This window comes from Novosphingobium malaysiense (assembly GCF_000802225.1).
Taxonomy (GTDB): Bacteria; Pseudomonadota; Alphaproteobacteria; order Sphingomonadales; family Sphingomonadaceae; genus Novosphingobium; species Novosphingobium malaysiense.
The window spans coordinates 166,551-180,811 of the sequence record NZ_JTDI01000001.1 but is presented as its reverse complement, the minus strand read 5'-3'; the positions used below and the strand labels follow the sequence as shown (position 1 = coordinate 180,811).

Annotated in this window: 15 protein-coding genes; 11 read left to right on the top strand and 4 right to left on the bottom strand. The window is 64.0% G+C overall.

From position 1 onward, the window contains the following. Nucleotides 1–2 precede the first annotated feature (2 nt). The 3 genes from LK12_RS00710 to LK12_RS00700 all read right to left on the bottom strand — a co-directional run bounded on the left by LK12_RS00710 (nt 3) and on the right by LK12_RS00700 (nt 4,216). The gene (locus LK12_RS00710; protein ID WP_039278151.1) at nt 3–1,007 is read right to left on the bottom strand and encodes a sodium:calcium antiporter; all 1,005 of its coding nucleotides are present in this window, start codon (nt 1,005–1,007) and stop codon (nt 3–5) included. 68 nt (nt 1,008–1,075) lie between these two features. Continuing rightward, the gene (locus tag LK12_RS00705; protein ID WP_039278148.1) at nt 1,076–3,553 is read right to left on the bottom strand and encodes an NAD-dependent epimerase/dehydratase family protein; all 2,478 of its coding nucleotides are present in this window, start codon (nt 3,551–3,553) and stop codon (nt 1,076–1,078) included. A gap of 87 nt (nt 3,554–3,640) precedes the next feature. Further along, the gene (locus LK12_RS00700) at nt 3,641–4,216 is read right to left on the bottom strand and encodes a DUF4142 domain-containing protein (protein WP_039278146.1); all 576 of its coding nucleotides are present in this window, start codon (nt 4,214–4,216) and stop codon (nt 3,641–3,643) included. Nucleotides 4,217–4,308: 92 nt separating this feature from the next. Between LK12_RS00700 and LK12_RS25255 the strand changes: the two genes are divergently transcribed. Next, complete coding sequence (locus LK12_RS25255; protein ID WP_269430622.1) at nt 4,309–4,434, top strand: hypothetical protein; 126 nt, start codon at nt 4,309–4,311, stop codon at nt 4,432–4,434. A gap of 33 nt (nt 4,435–4,467) precedes the next feature. On the opposite strand, the gene LK12_RS00695 is transcribed toward LK12_RS25255, so the two are convergent. Continuing rightward, the gene (locus LK12_RS00695; RefSeq protein WP_052223055.1) at nt 4,468–5,466 is read right to left on the bottom strand and encodes a LysR family transcriptional regulator; all 999 of its coding nucleotides are present in this window, start codon (nt 5,464–5,466) and stop codon (nt 4,468–4,470) included. 237 nt (nt 5,467–5,703) lie between these two features. On the opposite strand from LK12_RS00695, the gene LK12_RS00690 reads away from it, so the two are divergent. From LK12_RS00690 to LK12_RS00645, 10 genes are read left to right on the top strand one after another with little or no spacing between them, the layout of a single operon-like run. Continuing rightward, nucleotides 5,704–6,747, top strand: a complete 1,044-nt coding sequence (locus LK12_RS00690; RefSeq protein WP_039278143.1) for a 2Fe-2S iron-sulfur cluster-binding protein — start codon at nt 5,704–5,706, stop codon at nt 6,745–6,747. 19 nt (nt 6,748–6,766) lie between these two features. Beyond that, nucleotides 6,767–7,768, top strand: coding sequence for a dihydrodipicolinate synthase family protein (locus tag LK12_RS00685; RefSeq protein ID WP_039278140.1), 1,002 nt, complete (start codon nt 6,767–6,769; stop codon nt 7,766–7,768). A 22-nt stretch (nt 7,769–7,790) separates the two neighbouring features. Further along, a complete protein-coding gene (locus LK12_RS00680) occupies nt 7,791–8,051 on the top strand; it encodes a hypothetical protein (protein WP_039278138.1) in 261 nt (86 codons plus the stop codon). Between the two features lie 60 nt (nt 8,052–8,111). Continuing rightward, nucleotides 8,112–8,942 (top strand): DODA-type extradiol aromatic ring-opening family dioxygenase, encoded by an 831-nt coding sequence (locus LK12_RS00675; protein WP_039278136.1) that lies wholly within the window; start codon nt 8,112–8,114, stop codon nt 8,940–8,942. 10 nt (nt 8,943–8,952) lie between these two features. Further along, nucleotides 8,953–9,552: a 2-hydroxychromene-2-carboxylate isomerase gene (locus tag LK12_RS00670; protein ID WP_039278134.1), complete on the top strand. Its 600-nt coding sequence runs from the start codon at nt 8,953–8,955 to the stop codon at nt 9,550–9,552. Then, complete coding sequence (locus tag LK12_RS00665) at nt 9,549–10,868, top strand: aromatic ring-hydroxylating oxygenase subunit alpha (protein ID WP_039278132.1); 1,320 nt, start codon at nt 9,549–9,551, stop codon at nt 10,866–10,868. The genes LK12_RS00670 and LK12_RS00665 overlap by 4 nt, the downstream gene beginning before the upstream one ends. A gap of 25 nt (nt 10,869–10,893) precedes the next feature. Beyond that, the gene (locus LK12_RS00660) at nt 10,894–11,418 is read left to right on the top strand and encodes an aromatic-ring-hydroxylating dioxygenase subunit beta (RefSeq protein WP_039278130.1); all 525 of its coding nucleotides are present in this window, start codon (nt 10,894–10,896) and stop codon (nt 11,416–11,418) included. Between the two features lie 28 nt (nt 11,419–11,446). Beyond that, nucleotides 11,447–12,205, top strand: a complete 759-nt coding sequence (locus LK12_RS00655) for an FCD domain-containing protein (protein ID WP_197063422.1) — start codon at nt 11,447–11,449, stop codon at nt 12,203–12,205. Next, nucleotides 12,202–13,029: an SDR family NAD(P)-dependent oxidoreductase gene (locus tag LK12_RS00650; protein ID WP_039278129.1), complete on the top strand. Its 828-nt coding sequence runs from the start codon at nt 12,202–12,204 to the stop codon at nt 13,027–13,029. The genes LK12_RS00655 and LK12_RS00650 overlap by 4 nt, the downstream gene beginning before the upstream one ends. A gap of 39 nt (nt 13,030–13,068) precedes the next feature. Beyond that, nucleotides 13,069–14,259: an aromatic ring-hydroxylating oxygenase subunit alpha gene (locus tag LK12_RS00645; protein ID WP_039278126.1), complete on the top strand. Its 1,191-nt coding sequence runs from the start codon at nt 13,069–13,071 to the stop codon at nt 14,257–14,259. The last annotated feature ends 2 nt before the right edge of the window (nt 14,260–14,261 follow it).

The following is a 14,261-nucleotide window of genomic DNA, read 5'->3' as shown; positions in this document are numbered from 1 at the left end:
CTTCACAGGGCCATGGCAACGGCGGTGATGGTCGCGACATAGACCACGATCACGGCCAGGCTGTCGTATCCGATCCGCATCAACGAGCGGTTGCGGCGTTCGATCAGCCCGATCAGGAATATCGCCGTCATCAACGTGCCGCTCAGCGCCATGGTCATGGACGCGCGGTCGACCTCGTGCAGGGCCGATCCCTGTCGGTAGAGCACATCGACCAGCAGGATCAGTGCCACATCAAACATGTTTCCGCCCAGCACGTCGCCGATGGCCAGTTCGGCGCGGCCAAGGCGGACGGCGGCGATCGACGTGCTGAGTTCGGGCAGGGATGTCGCCATGGCAAGCAACGTGAGGCCCATGAGCCCGGTATCGAGGCCGGTTCGGGCAGCGATGCCTTCCGCGCTCAAGGTGAGGGCAGTTCCGCCGACGAGGATGGCCAGCGATGCGGCGAGCGTGGCGAGAGCCAGCCGGGTAGCAGGCATCCGGTCCGCCTCCACCTCTTCCACCGGCTCGACGAAGATTTCGGTCGGTTCCCAGCCCGATGTCGCGCCTTCCTTGTTGAGCTGCCAGACGGCGAACACATAAACCACGCCGAGCGCTAGCGAAAACAGTCCCGCCCCCAGATAGGGTATCGGCACATCGCCCACCATCACCCCGATGGCCGCGATCAGCAGCAGGATGATCGAGATGCCTGCATTGAGCATGACCCTGGGGCTGGGGACCATCACCGTCAGCGCGCCGCGCCTCACGAAAAGGTCGACAAGCGCCAGCACGAGGATCTGGAACGCCACGCCGCCCAGCAGGTTATTCACCGCCATTCGGGCATTGTCGTTCAGAGTTGCGACCGTGGTCGTCGCGATTTCGGGAAGCGAGGTTGCGGCGCCGAGCAGGATGACCCCGATGGCCGCCTGGCCCAGCCCGGTGCGGTCCGCGATCTCGTCTGCATAGGCGGCGATCTTGGTCCCCGCCCACCAGACCAGCGCGGCGGCTGCGGCAAAGATGAGGCCGAGCATCGGAAGAGACAGAGTGGTCAGGTCAGGCAGCGCAGGCTCCTTGCTTGCTCTTGCGGAGATGGTCCGGCTCAGCGGATCCAGGCCTGCAGCGTGCCATACCGCTCGGTAATTGCCCCGCGCTTGAAGCTGAGCGCCGCCAGTGCCAGTCCGGCGACCACGCTGACGATCACGTGCGCGGTGTTCGCCTGGTAAATCCAGGGCGCGATCGCAATGCCAAGGCCCAGCGGTATCAGGACAAAGCGTGCCACGCGGGTCACTTCGGCAGCAGCGACGGCAAGCGTGGTCACGACCAGCGAGCCGAGCAGATGGTCCGCATCGGCCATCCCGCCAGAAGCGTCCAGTGTGAGCCGGGTGAACAGGAACGAGATGCCTATCGCCAGCGCCAGCCAGAGGGTCCAGGGCAGGTTCACGGCCCCCGTCCACATGTCGTGCAGGATCGCCCGCGGGGAGCGCTCGAATTCGTGATACGGCTCGGTCATGCGCGTGCCTTCGTCGGGGCCCCCGAACAGAAGCGTGCCGAGCACGCTGTCGCCCTGCCGCTTGCGGCGCGCCAGGTAGGACAGGCTGGCCGCGAGTTCGTCGAGCGAATAGGGTATCTGGATCAGCATCGCGGCAGCGCCGATCAGCGCCAGCGTGCTCCACGTGCCGATGACGATGGGCTGGATGACGATGAAGCCGATAGAGACGATACCCAACGGCACGATCATCAGGCCGAAGGCGATCACCAGCCACGGCATGGTGCGCCAGCGCGCGCGCGAGCCGACGATGCCGGTGAGGATCTCCAGCATGTAGGTATAGGCGCCGACTGCGGCATCGGGCACGGGCCACGCTTCCGAGACGCTCGAGGTGATGATTTCCTCGGTTCCGTTGCGCGGGTCGGCGGCGCTGCCTGCGAAGAACGGCTCCCAGACGCTGTCGACATGGCCCATCTGGTAGGCGGCGAGGTAGCGGGAGAACATCAGCCCCGCCAGCGCGAGCGCGATCACTGGCAGGCGCTGCACCCAGGCGGAGGGATTGAAGCTCCATCCCGCGGGTATTTGCGGCGCAGGCTCGCGAGCGGCGATGCGGGGGCCGACTTCCGGCAGGACACCGACGGCGAGCCCGAAGATCAGCCCGCCGGTCAGCGTGTCGGAAAGGTAGGCAGCGCCATTGGGCGTGACGAACAGGACCGGTAGCGCCATGACCAGCGCGCCGATGCCTGCCGAGAGCCACCGTGCCCAGGCGAGCTTCCAGCTGAGAGAGAGCGTGGCCGTGATCAGCAGCGCCGCGCCGAGGATCACCTCGCTCCACGCGTAGCCGGGCTGGTCGATGCCGATCAGCGGCGGCTGGGTAATCAGCCAGAACGCCAGAGCCATGGTCAGGAAATGCGCCCAGCGCGATCGCCGGTGCTGCGCAATGCGCGAATCCTGCACGTCGGCGCGCAAGCTCTCGGGCGGCGTGTCCTGGACCTTGTCGGTCGCAACCCAGTCGGGTGCCGGGACCTTGTTGCGGGCGTACCATGCGGCTGGATCGGCCTTGAGGTCGTCGATCATCCCCGGCAGTTCCTCGCCGAGTGAATGGCGCGGCTGCCAGCCCAGCCAATCGCGTGCGCGGGATACGTCGAGGGCGTAGTGATCGTCGGCCATCTCGACCATGAAGGGGCGAATGAAGGGCGGCTCGCCCTTGTCGATCTCGTCCGGAATGACCGGCTCGAGCTTTTCCTGCATCGCCGCCCCCGCCTTGGCCACGGGCTTGGGAACGCGCATGGTCGCCCAGTCACGCTCGCCGTGGATCAGCGCGCCGATCCGGTCCTGCAGATCGTCGTAACCGATCGCATCGGGCTCGCCGATCAGGATGTGGGCATCGGGCGGCAGGTCGCCGCGGTGATCGACCGCCCGGGTCACCGCATCGATCATGTCCTCGCGGTGCAGCATCGACTGGCCGGCGTCGAGGTTTCCGGAATAGAGATGCGATTCAAGCTGCCGCTCGTAGATTCGCGCGATCTGCTGCGTCAGCGTCGGAACGGCGCTCTGCCTGTCGTAGACGCCGGCGAGGCGTAGGATGGTGAAAGGCATGCTGGCTTCGCTGCGGATCACGTTTTCCGTCTGCAGCTTGGAGCGCGGATATTCCCAGCGCGGCCCCAGCGGGCTGTCCTCATCGATACGCTCGCCCGGCTTGCCCGGTGCGTGCACCAGCATCGTACTGGCATAGATGAAGCGCTCGACCTCGAAACCTTCGAGAGCTGCCAGCAGGTTGCGGGTGCCCTCGACATTGACCTTGTCGTAGAGCGGGCTGGCTTCGCCGCTCCAGTCGAAATAGGCAACGAGATGCACGACGGCCGCGATACTGCGTCCATGGTCCCGAGCGATCTTTTCCAGTGCTTGCGATACCGCATCGCTCGATGTGATGTCGAAAGGGACGACCTCGAAGTCTGCGTTTCCCTCCGAACGGTCCAGCCCTATCACCCCGTAGTCCTGCCCGAGCGCAGCGACCAGCGATGATCCGATATTGCCAGTCGCCCCAGTGATCAGCACGAGGGGTTTTTCCGCGCGGATGCGTCCCGTCATTGGTGGCTCCGATCCAGTGGGTAGTCCCTCTTTCCAACCTTCGCCGTCGTCAACGGTTGCGAGGGCCCGGGTGAAGGACCAACTTCCTCAGCGGTCTCTCGGCATGTCCGTGTCGGAAGCGCCTGGCAGATCCTTGGCCTGCATGAGGTGCTTGGCAACCATCTGGGCAGTGTTCTGGGCATATTCGCTCAGCGCCCCAACATCGCTGCGCTCGGCATAGGCATGCATCATTGCGAGAGCTTCCTTGTCGGCAGAGATCTGCTGCTGCACGTAAGCTTGGTCCACGGTGCCGACCGCACCGCGCAAGGCTTCGAGCTGCGCTTGCTGGTCGGGATCAAGCTTGGGTTCGTAGAGCAGACCGCCGTCGACCGCCGCCACTGCCGTCATGAGCCGCGACTGGTCCTTGCCAAGCTCCTCGATCATGTTGTTCGCATAGAACTTCACCTCATCGCTTCGGGCGTGGTCGCGTGCGATCCGCGCCGCCTGAAGGGCATAGAGATCGTAGGCGGCCGCCTTGTCGATGAAGTCCTGGGCAGGCATGGCGGGGCTGGTGGCCGAATCCGTGACCTGCTTGTCGCTGCCCCCTTCGCTTGCGGGAGTGGTCTGGTTGCAGCCGGCGAGCAGCGCAACGGCGCCTAGCCAGCAAATGGTGCGTGCCTTCATTATCACCTCTTTTCGCGGTGGTTCGGACCCAACAGGACGCCCGCAGGCCATAGCCGCATTGCGGGAGCTCTCGCCGTGACGCGAATGTGTTCATGAAAGCCAACGGTTTTGCAGCCCGCAGCGTTCCCGACGCGGTTGACACGTCGTGCAAAGTCGTACGTCCGTTCGGCGCGCGCCTTGCACCCGCGCTTGAACTGGCCAGTGTGCCCAGCCCGTGAAATCTCAAGACGGCCGGGCCGGCTGGATTCGTGTCAACCGGGTTCCGTATCGAGTTCGGAAGCGGTCTTTTCACCTTCCTTGTCGGGGCATCTATCCGCCAAGGCACCGACGTTGATGATCTCCGTCACGCAGTCGACGAGGAGGGAGCGAAACCAGCGATGCCCAGGTTCCTCGTCATTGCGTGAATGCCATACGAGGCATTCGTCTATCTCGGGAATTGCAAAGGGAGCGTCGACTACATTGAGGTGGGGGCGGGTGTGCCTGTCGATGATCCGGGACGGAACGATCGTCACGCAATCGGTGTCGATCACGCTGCGGATCGCAAGACTGAACGACGGCACGCTCACGACGGGGCGAGGGCGATTGGTGAGCTGGTCAAGCGTGCGTTCGACAAGGCTGGGTACGCCACCCGGCCGGACCTCGATATAGGGCAGCGCACGGAAGGCATCGAAGTTCATGCCCTGCTTGACCTTGGGATTCGTCTTGGAACTTACCAGAACCCAGTGATCGCTGAAAAGCGGGACGTAGGAAAGCTCGTCCAGGGTCTCGCGCGGGTTCAGCAGCTTGGTCTGCAGGAACGTCACGCACAGGTCTAGCGCCCCGCCCTTGATGCGTGTGACCGAATCGAAAGCGATGTCCTCGACCTGGCAGGTCACGTTGGGGGCGATGGCCTGGAGCCTGTCGATCATGCTGGGCAGCAGGATCTGGGCGCAGTAGGTGGTCATGGAAATCGAGAAGTCGCGGCTCAGGGTCTGCGGATTGATCTCCGACTGCCCTTTTACCGTCGACTCGATCTGGAACAGGATCTCCTTGAGGGGCTTGATCATCTCCTTCGCGCGCGGGGTGAGCCTGACCGTGCGCCCGATCTTCTCGAGCAGCTCGTCTCCCGTGTGCCAGCGCAGCTTGGCGAGTGCGGCGCTGATGGCCGGCTGCGAAACGTGCAGGCGCTGGGCCGCCTTGGAGACGCTGACTTCCTCGAGCAGCGCATCGAGCACCACCAGCAGATTCAGATCGAGTCCCTTGAAATGCATCCTTCCAACCCTCTCGTTCCCTGCGGTCGATCCTCCGCAAACCGCCGCAATTGCACCTTCCGCAGGAGCGTATCCGATTTTTCAGTCCGAACTCCGCGTCCCGCCATCATGCGCAAAACCCCATCAAAAATCTATGATGAATTGCTTGACAACTGATTTTATAGATGGATTAAGAGAAAAAATCAAAATCTCGAGAAAAATGATTCAGTCGGTTTCGGGATTTGGCGTCGGGAAGGGATGAGAGAAGCAAACGTGCAGCGCGGGGCGGCCCATACCATCAGGCTTCAGGGGAGCGACGAAGGGTTCCGCTGCATCGCGGGCGATACCGTTCTCGCATCGGCCCTGCGGAGCGGTGTTGCCTTCCCCTACGAGTGCAATTCCGGCGGCTGCGGGTCCTGCCAGTTCGAACTGGTGGAAGGCGACGTCGATGATGCCTGGCCGCAGGCGCCGGGAATCTCTGATCGTCAGCGCGGCCGTGGCCGGCGACTGGCGTGCCAAACGGTGCCGACCGGCGATTGTACGATCAAGGTGCGCCTGAGCGCGGATGCCGTGCCGGTATGCCCTGCGATTCTTACCGCCATCTTCGAGGATGTTCGCCAGCTGACGCCGGACATGAGCGAATTCACGTTCCGCTCGCAAGGGGCGGCCCGTTTCCTGCCCGGCCAGTTCGCCATGCTGCGCTTGCCGGGAGTGGATGGCGCGCGCGCCTATTCCATGTCCAACCTCGCGAACGAGGAACGCCTGTGGCGCTTCATCATAAAGCGGGTGCCCGGCGGGCAGGGCACCGAAGCGCTCTTCGACGGGCTGGCGGCCGGGACTGCCATCGAAATCGACGGGCCTTTCGGCAACAGCTATCTGCGCACCGACACAGAGCGGCCTATCGTCTGCATCGCGGGCGGCTCCGGCCTGTCGCCGGTCATGTCGATCCTCAGGGGCCTGGGCGCCGACAGCCGCTTTGACGGCCGCAGGGTGATGTTCTTCTACGGCGGTCGCGGGCCAACCGACATGTGCGTGGCAGAAATGCTCGGCGCCGAGCCTGCCCTGCGCGACCGGGTGGAACTGCACCTCGCAATTTCGGACGACGAGGCCTCGGGCGCGGCCGAATGGGCCGGCCACCGCGGGTTCATCCACGATCTCGTGCGCGAGAGTCTCGGCGAGGGCTTTGCGCAATACGAGTACTATTTCTGCGGCCCGCCGCCGATGACCGACGCTGTTCACCGCATGCTGATGCTCGAGGCCAAGGTGCCGGCAAGCCAGCTCCATTTTGATCGATTCTACTGATTGCCGAGGAGGGGACCTGATGGCCAACAAGAACCTGATGACTGTCGATGAGGTGCATGGCGCATGGGCGATCATGCCCACGCCTGCCACGGACAATGCCTCCGACTGGCGCGCAAGCGACACGGTCGATGCCGAAGAGACCGCGCGGGCCGTGGAAGGCATGATCGACGCCGGACTAGACGGCATCCTTTCGCTCGGTACGCTTGGCGAGTGCGCCACGCTGACCCGCACCGAAAAGCGCAAGTTCGTCGCGACAGCCGTTGAGGCCGCGGCGGGGCGCGTTCCCTTCTTCACCGGCACCACCAGCCTCGGCACGCGCGAAACCATAGAGCAGACGCGCGAGGCCTACGATCTAGGCGCGCGCGGCACCATGCTCGGCCTGCCGATGTGGTGCGCCGCCGACGAGAAGACGGCCGTGCGCTTCTTCCAGGACGTGGCAGAAGCCGTGCCGGGCATGGCGATCTGCGTCTACGCCAATATCGCCGCATTCCGTTTTCCCTTCTCGCCCAGCTTCTGGGCCGAAGTGTCGAAGATCCCGCAGGTCGTCATGGCCAAGCATGGCGCGGTGCCGGCGCTGCAGGCCGATCTGGCGGCCGTCGAAGGGCGCGTGCGGCTGATGCCGATCGAGGCGGTCTATCTCGGTGCAGCCCAGGCGGCGCCTGAACAGATGACGGCGTTCTGGTCGAGCGGAGCGGCCTGCGGACCCAAGCTTGCCGCGCGCCTGCGCGACGCGGTGGTAGCGGCCAAGGCCTCGGGCGACTGGGCTGCGGCGACGGAACTTTCCGATGCGATCGGCAAGACGGTCTGGCCGTTGATCCCCGGGGGCAACAACTTCGAGGAATTCAACAAGTACAACATCGGCCTCGAAAAGGCGCGGATCGATGCCGGCGGCTGGATGAAGGCCGGCCCCTGCCGCCCGCCCTACCTCTTCGTGCCCGATGAATACATGGAAGGTGCGCGCATCTCGGGCTCGGGCTGGGCCGCGCTTGACAAGCAGTTGAGCGCCACGGAAGCGGCCTGAGGCCAAACGGGAGAGATCGGACGTGAGCAATTTCGCCATCGAAAAGCTGCTCTGGCAGGCATGTAGCAATCCGGCCGATGCCGGGACGTTTCGCGCCGAGCCGGAGGCCTACCTGAACAATTTCAGGATCGACGACGAGGAGCGGGCGCTGCTGCTCGATTGGGATGTTGCCGGGCTCGCTGACCGGGGCGTCAATCCGATGCTGCTGATGATGTCGTTCAACGCCGTCGCCGGGAAAGGCGACATGATGGAATACGTCACCAAGATCAACCAGCCGCGCTGACGCGCCGTTCCTGAGGGCCATCCGATCGGCCCGGGAATGCGAATTCGAGAGGAATGGGAAATGGCAGAAGTAGTCGGCGGGTTCCTGATGCCGCACAATCCGATGCTGGCAATGGCCCGCGACGTGGCCGATCGGGCACAGACGAAGGTGGTGTTCGACGCCTTCGAGACGATCGTGCAGCGCGTGAAAGATCTGAACGCGGACACGGTGATCGTGATCGGTGACGATCACTACACCAACTTCGGGCCGCATTGCATCCCCGCCTACCTTATCGCGATCGGCGATGTCGAAGGCCCGGTCGAGCCGTTCCTCGGCATCGAACGATCACCGATCGAAAACAACGTGCCGCTGGCCAACCACATCCTGAAGACGGGCTATGGCGAGGGTATCGACTGGGCCTATGCCAAGGCGCTGACGGTCGATCACTCGGTGGCCATTCCCTATCATCTCGCCGTGCGCGACGTGCCGGGGCTCAAGACGATCCCCGTCTATCTCAACGCCGGGGTCGATCCCCTGCTGCCCAGCCGCCGCGCCTTCCAGGTGGGCCAGAGCATTCGCCGCGCCATCGAATCGTGGGAGGGTGACGAACGGGTGGTGGTTTATGGCACCGGCGGGATCAGCCACTGGGTCGGCAGCACCGGCATGGGCCGGGTCAATGCCGAACTCGACCAGCGAATTCTCGACATGTGCGTGGCGGGCGATGTCGATGGCCTGATCGCTATGCCCGACGAGATGGTCGAGGCCGAGGGCGGCAACGGCTGCCTCGAAATCAAGAACTGGATCTGCGCGATGGGCGCGATGCCCGGCGCGAAGGCGGACGTCATCGCTTACGAGGCCATGCAGGCGTGGATCACCGGCATGGGCTTTGCCGAACTCAAGACGGCGGCCTGAGGAGAGGACGATGCCGACGATCGATTTCTATTTCGACTTTGTCAGTCCCTATGCGTTCTTCGCGCATCACCGCCTGCCGGAGATCGCGCGCAAGCATGGGTGCGAAATCGCCTACCATCCGATTGATCTCAACGCGGCAAAACTGGCCGCGGGCAACACCGCACCGCCGACCGCGGCCATCCCCTCCAAGCTGAAATATGCGATTGCCGATTTCCAGCGGTGGGGAAAGCGTTACGGCACGTCCCTCGCGTTCTCGCAGGAAGGCGCCCCCAATTCCGAACCGGCCAACAAGGGCACCTTCTATGCCATCGATAGGGGGCAGGCAGAGGCCTATGTCACTGCGATGTGGCGGGCGACGTTCGGCTCAGGCGGGCTCCATGGCAAGGAGGAGGTCCTGCGCGCCGTCGCTGCCGAGATGGGCTGGAACGGCGACGACTTCCTCGCCTTCACGGCCTCGGATGAAGCGGCGAAGCGCTATGCCGAAAGCAATGAAAAGGCCCAGGCAAGGGGCGTCTTCGGAGCCCCGATCATGATCGTCGGTGATGAGCTCTGGTGGGGCAACGACCGTCTGGACTTCCTCGACGAACATCTCGCGGAGATTTGCCCATGATTGATATCAGGGACTTCGTCGACGTCGACAACGCGACGCAAAACCGCCGCATTTTCGGGGACCCCGACATCTACAAGCTCGAACTCGAGCGCATCTTCGCCCGTTGCTGGCTGTTCCTCACGCATGAAAGCCTGATCCCCAATGTCGGGGACTTCGTCGTCACCAAGATGGGCGAGGACGAAGTGATCGTCTGGCGCCAGCGCGACAAGTCCATCAAGGCTTTCCTGAACGTGTGCACCCATCGCGGCATGCGCCTCTGCCCGTCGGAATCGGGCAATTCCAAGGGTATGTCCTGCTCCTATCACGGCTGGGCGTTCGGCGTGGATGGCGGGTTGTCGGCCGTTCCGGTCGAAGAGGCGATCTACGGGCCCGATTTCGACAAGTGCAAGCTGGGCCTGCGCGAGGTGCCGCTGGTCGATTCCTACCACGGCTTCATTTTCGGCTGTATGGATGCCGCTGCTCCCTCGCTTCCCGACTACCTCGGCGATGCGGCCTGGTATTTCGATATCTGGGCCGACGTCCCCGGCGGCGTCGAGCTGTTGGGGCCGCCGTCGCGCACGATCCTCAACGCCAACTGGAAGTCGCCGACGGAAAACTTCATCGGCGATGCCTATCATGTCGGATGGACGCATGCGCCGGTCCTGGCGGCGATGATGGGAGAGGTACCGCCGCAGGCGTCGTTCATCGGCGACGAGAAAAGCTTTCAGATGACGTCGCGCTACGGGCACGGGCTGGGGATCATCAACAATTTCGGGCCGGCGCTTTTGCTGCACGAATGCCCCGAGCTGGCGCCGTGGATGGAAAAGCGCGCAGCGCTGCTGGCCCAGAGCAAGGGGCCGGACATTGCCCGTCTCTATACAAACAACTGGGATGCCAGCATTTTTCCCAACATCTCGTATCTTTTCGGGATCATGGTGTTCAAGGTCTGGCACCCTCTCGGGCCGGACAAGATCGAGGTCATGACTTGGCCGATCGCCGAAAAGGAGATGCCGGACGATCTCAAGCGCAGGCTGGCCGTCGCCTCGCACCGGACCTTCGGCCCGGCAGGCATGCTGGAAGGCGACGATCTCGACAACTTCGAGTACGCGACCCGGCCCAACCGGGGCTTCGTGACGCGGCAGGGGGATCTCAACCTGCAGATGGGGCTGGGGCAGGAGCGCGAGGACCCGGCGCTTCCGGGCGTCATCGGTCCGTTCATGAGCGAGATGGCCCAGCGCGGCTTCTACCGCGCCTACGCCGATTGCCTCTCCTCGGACGACTGGACCGAGCTCGAGGCGACCACCGCCAACTGGAAGCAGGCGACGCTGCGCAAGTAGCGCCTTTCGGATCAAGGACCGGACTATGTCGAACGACCGCCCCGTAAGTCTCGAGCTTCATCACGAAGTCGAGCAGTTCCTGTACAGCGAAGCGCGCTTGCTGGATGGCCATGGCATGCGCGAATGGCTCGACACGATGGTGGACCCTGCGGTCCGCTACCAGGTGGTCGTGCACGAGGAGCGCTTCCGGCGCGACCGGCGCCCTGCCGAAAGCGGCACCCTGTTCATCTACGACGACAACTTCGACGTGCTGTCCATGCGCGTGCGGCAGTTCGAATCCGGCCTGCAGACGATGCTCGACCCGCTACAGCGTTTACGCCGCGTGGTCGCAAACGTTTCGGCATTCCACGGTGAACAGGAAGGGCAACTGCGCGTCCTCTCCTATGGCATCGTCTCCAGGTTCCGCAGGCTCTACGAGCACGAGCAGGTCGTCTTCGGGCGAGAAGATACCCTGCACCGGGACGAGGCGGGCGCGCTGCGCCTGCTTGCGCGACGCGTCGACCTCGACGAACGTGTCTCGCGCAACAAGAACCTCCTGTTCTTCTTGTGAGGACACCATGTCGAAAGGACGCGGGCTGATGACCGGGAATGCGAGGGACGGCACACTGATTGCCAGAACCTACAACGAACTGAAGAACGACATCATCCGGGGGCGATTGACCCCGCATGAAAAGCTGCGCGTCGAACATCTCAAGCACGACTACGATGTGAGCAGCGGCACTCTTCGCGAGGCGCTGACGATGCTCATGGCCGATCGGCTAGTCGTGGCCGAAGGACAGCGCGGTTTCCGCGTGAGGAGCATTTCGCCGCAGGAACTGCTGGACCTCAACCGCATCCGGGTACTGCTGGAAAAGGAAGCTATCCGGCAGGCCGTGGAATGTGGCGACGAAGATTGGGAAGCCGGGGTCGTGACTGCCTTCCACCTTCTCGGCAAGACGACGACGGCGTTCGCCAACGACCCCGAAAATCCGGAGGTCCTGGAACTCTGGGAAGAGCGCCACCGCGCCTTCCACCTTGCGCTCATCTCTGCATCGCCTTCGGAGTGGCTGCGTTACTTCCTGTCGATGGCGTACCAGCAGTACGAGCGCTATCGGCATCTCTTCCTCGAGGTCGCCCGTTCAGCCTCTCGGGGACGCGATCCGCATGCCGAGCATACGGCGATCGTCGATGCCGTCCTTGCCCGGGACGGCGATCTCGCCGCCACTCTGGTCGAGCAGCACATTTCCGCCTCGATCGACGAATGGGCGCAGTATTTCGAGAAAGTCGGAATGGTCGGCCCCGACCAGGCGGCAGCGGCCGAGGACAAGCCCCGGCGCAAGGGGCGCCGCACTTCATGAACGCCACGTCTCTCCGCCGTCGGTTCGAAGACAAGGTCGCGGTCGTGACCGGTGCCGCCCAGGGTATCGGCTACGAGGCGGCGCTACGCCTGGCGCGCGAAGGCGCGAGCGTGGTCGTCGCCGATCTTGCGGCCGGCCCTGCCGCCGAGGCCGTCGCGGCGATCGAGGCCGAGGGCGCCCGCGCCGTCGCTGCCGTGGGGGATCTGGGCACCATGGAAGGTGCCCGCGCGGCAATGACTGCGGCGACCGATAATTTCGGCCGGCTCGACGTGCTGGTTAACAACGTCGGCGGAACGATCTGGGCCAAGCCCTACTGGCATTACTCGGAAGAGGAAATCCGGGCGGAAGTCGACCGTTCTTTCTGGCCGGCCCTTTGGTGCAGCCGCGCGGTCATCGAACCGATGCGGGCCAGCGGCGGCGGTGCGATTGTCAATGTCGGCTCGAATGCGGCGGCGGGCGGGATCTACCGCATCCCCTATTCGGCCTGCAAAGGCGCGGTGGTTGCGCTTACCGAGTGCCTGGCAGTCGAACTCGCGCCGCTGAACATCCGGGTGAATTGTCTCAGCCCCGGCGGCACCGCCGCGCCGGAGCGCAAGACGCCTCGCGAAAGCCGCCCGTTCGACGAGCAGGAGCGCGAATGGTGGGGGCAGTTCGTCAAGCTCGTGCAGAACGAGGAACTCATCGCAGAGCGCGCGACGGCTGCCGAACAGGCAGGTGTCATCGCGTTCCTGGCCTCGCACGAAGCGGGGCACGTCACTGGCGAAATCGTCGAGACCGGGCGGAGAGGCATCCGCATCGGTGAAGTCCTGGGATTTGTGCCCTGACGGCCGGCAGGCCCATGGGACGAGAGGAGAGGTAAACCAATGAACTACGCGAGCAAGGCGCCCACGCCGGCTCTTGTCTGGCCCGCTGATGTCGGCGACGTGCCGGCCGAGGTCTTCGTCCGGCCCGACATCTTCGAGGCCGAGCTGGAAACGATTTTCTACGGTCCCTATTGGCACACCGTCGGCCATGAGGCCGAGATCCCCAATCCGGGCGACTTCAAGACGTTCGACCTCGGCCGCGTGCCGCTGCTGATTGCGCGCGGCGACGACGGGCAGGTGCGCGTGTTCATCAACGCCTGCAGCCACCGTCAGAACCAGGTGGAGACGGCGACCTGCGGCCATTCCAAGGGCTTCGTCTGCCCCTACCACCGCTGGACTTTCAAGAACGACGGCAGCCTTCTCGGCTGCCCCGGTTCGGAAGACTTCTCGCCCAAGTTCAAGAAGAGCGAATACGGCCTCAAGCAGGTCAACATGGAGATCGTCGCCGGCCTGATCCTGGTCTGCCTCGACGACAATCCGCCGGACATCGACGCCTATCTGGATGTCGGCCGCGAGAACATCGAGAAGACGCTCGGCCATGAAGGCGGGCTCAAGCTGCTCGGCTATCAGAAGGTCCGTTACGCCTGCAACTGGAAGGTCGTGATGGACAACGACGGCTATCACGCGCCGCTGCTCCACACCGGCTTCCGGCTGCTCGGCTGGCAGGCCGGCAAGGGCAAGCAGTTTTACACCCCGTTCACGGCGGGCGTCGCTTCGGAGCTGAGCCCCGGTCAGGCTTCGGGCGGGACGCTCAAGGACCCCTCGCTGATCGAGTTCAAGGATTCCGCCTGGGATTCCTATGTCACCGGCATTTTCCCGGCGACGATCATGGTCAAGCACCTCGACGTGTTCTCGGTGCGCTTCTGCGTGGCCCGCTCGGTGGACTGCACCGAGATCCACTACGCCTATTTCGCCAAGAACACCGACAGCGAGGAACTCGAGAAGCACCGCGTGCGGCAGGCGTCGAACCTGCTCGGCCCTTGCGGGATGATCAGCATGGAAGACGCCGCGATCTTCGCGCGCATCCAGATCGCCTCGAACGCCCGCGGCACCGCGATCATGCAGAAGGGCCTCAAGGACCTGAAGACGATCCCGACCGAGTTCTATCAGAACGACGAAACGCCCAATATCCCACGCTGGCACGACTATCGCCAGATCATGGGCTTTCCCATCGAAGGAGAGGCCCAGTGAGC

Excerpts from the sequence above, each read along its gene's own strand:
- LK12_RS00655 (WP_197063422.1), top strand. The coding sequence starts at position 11,447 with ATGACCGGGAATGCGAGGGACGGCACACTGATTGCCAGAACCTACAAC.
- LK12_RS00665 (WP_039278132.1), top strand. The coding sequence starts at position 9,549 with ATGATTGATATCAGGGACTTCGTCGACGTCGACAACGCGACGCAAAAC.
- LK12_RS00700 (WP_039278146.1), bottom strand. The coding sequence starts at position 4,216 with ATGAAGGCACGCACCATTTGCTGGCTAGGCGCCGTTGCGCTGCTCGCC.
- LK12_RS00650 (WP_039278129.1), top strand. The coding sequence starts at position 12,202 with ATGAACGCCACGTCTCTCCGCCGTCGGTTCGAAGACAAGGTCGCGGTC.
- LK12_RS25255 (WP_269430622.1), top strand. The coding sequence starts at position 4,309 with ATGAAAGCCAACGGTTTTGCAGCCCGCAGCGTTCCCGACGCGGTTGAC.
- LK12_RS00645 (WP_039278126.1), top strand. The coding sequence starts at position 13,069 with ATGAACTACGCGAGCAAGGCGCCCACGCCGGCTCTTGTCTGGCCCGCT.
- LK12_RS00710 (WP_039278151.1), bottom strand. The coding sequence starts at position 1,007 with ATGCTCGGCCTCATCTTTGCCGCAGCCGCCGCGCTGGTCTGGTGGGCG.
- LK12_RS00695 (WP_052223055.1), bottom strand. The coding sequence starts at position 5,466 with ATGCATTTCAAGGGACTCGATCTGAATCTGCTGGTGGTGCTCGATGCG.
- LK12_RS00675 (WP_039278136.1), top strand. The coding sequence starts at position 8,112 with ATGGCAGAAGTAGTCGGCGGGTTCCTGATGCCGCACAATCCGATGCTG.
- LK12_RS00685 (WP_039278140.1), top strand. The coding sequence starts at position 6,767 with ATGGCCAACAAGAACCTGATGACTGTCGATGAGGTGCATGGCGCATGG.
- LK12_RS00670 (WP_039278134.1), top strand. The coding sequence starts at position 8,953 with ATGCCGACGATCGATTTCTATTTCGACTTTGTCAGTCCCTATGCGTTC.
- LK12_RS00690 (WP_039278143.1), top strand. The coding sequence starts at position 5,704 with ATGAGAGAAGCAAACGTGCAGCGCGGGGCGGCCCATACCATCAGGCTT.
- LK12_RS00660 (WP_039278130.1), top strand. The coding sequence starts at position 10,894 with ATGTCGAACGACCGCCCCGTAAGTCTCGAGCTTCATCACGAAGTCGAG.
- LK12_RS00705 (WP_039278148.1), bottom strand. The coding sequence starts at position 3,553 with ATGACGGGACGCATCCGCGCGGAAAAACCCCTCGTGCTGATCACTGGG.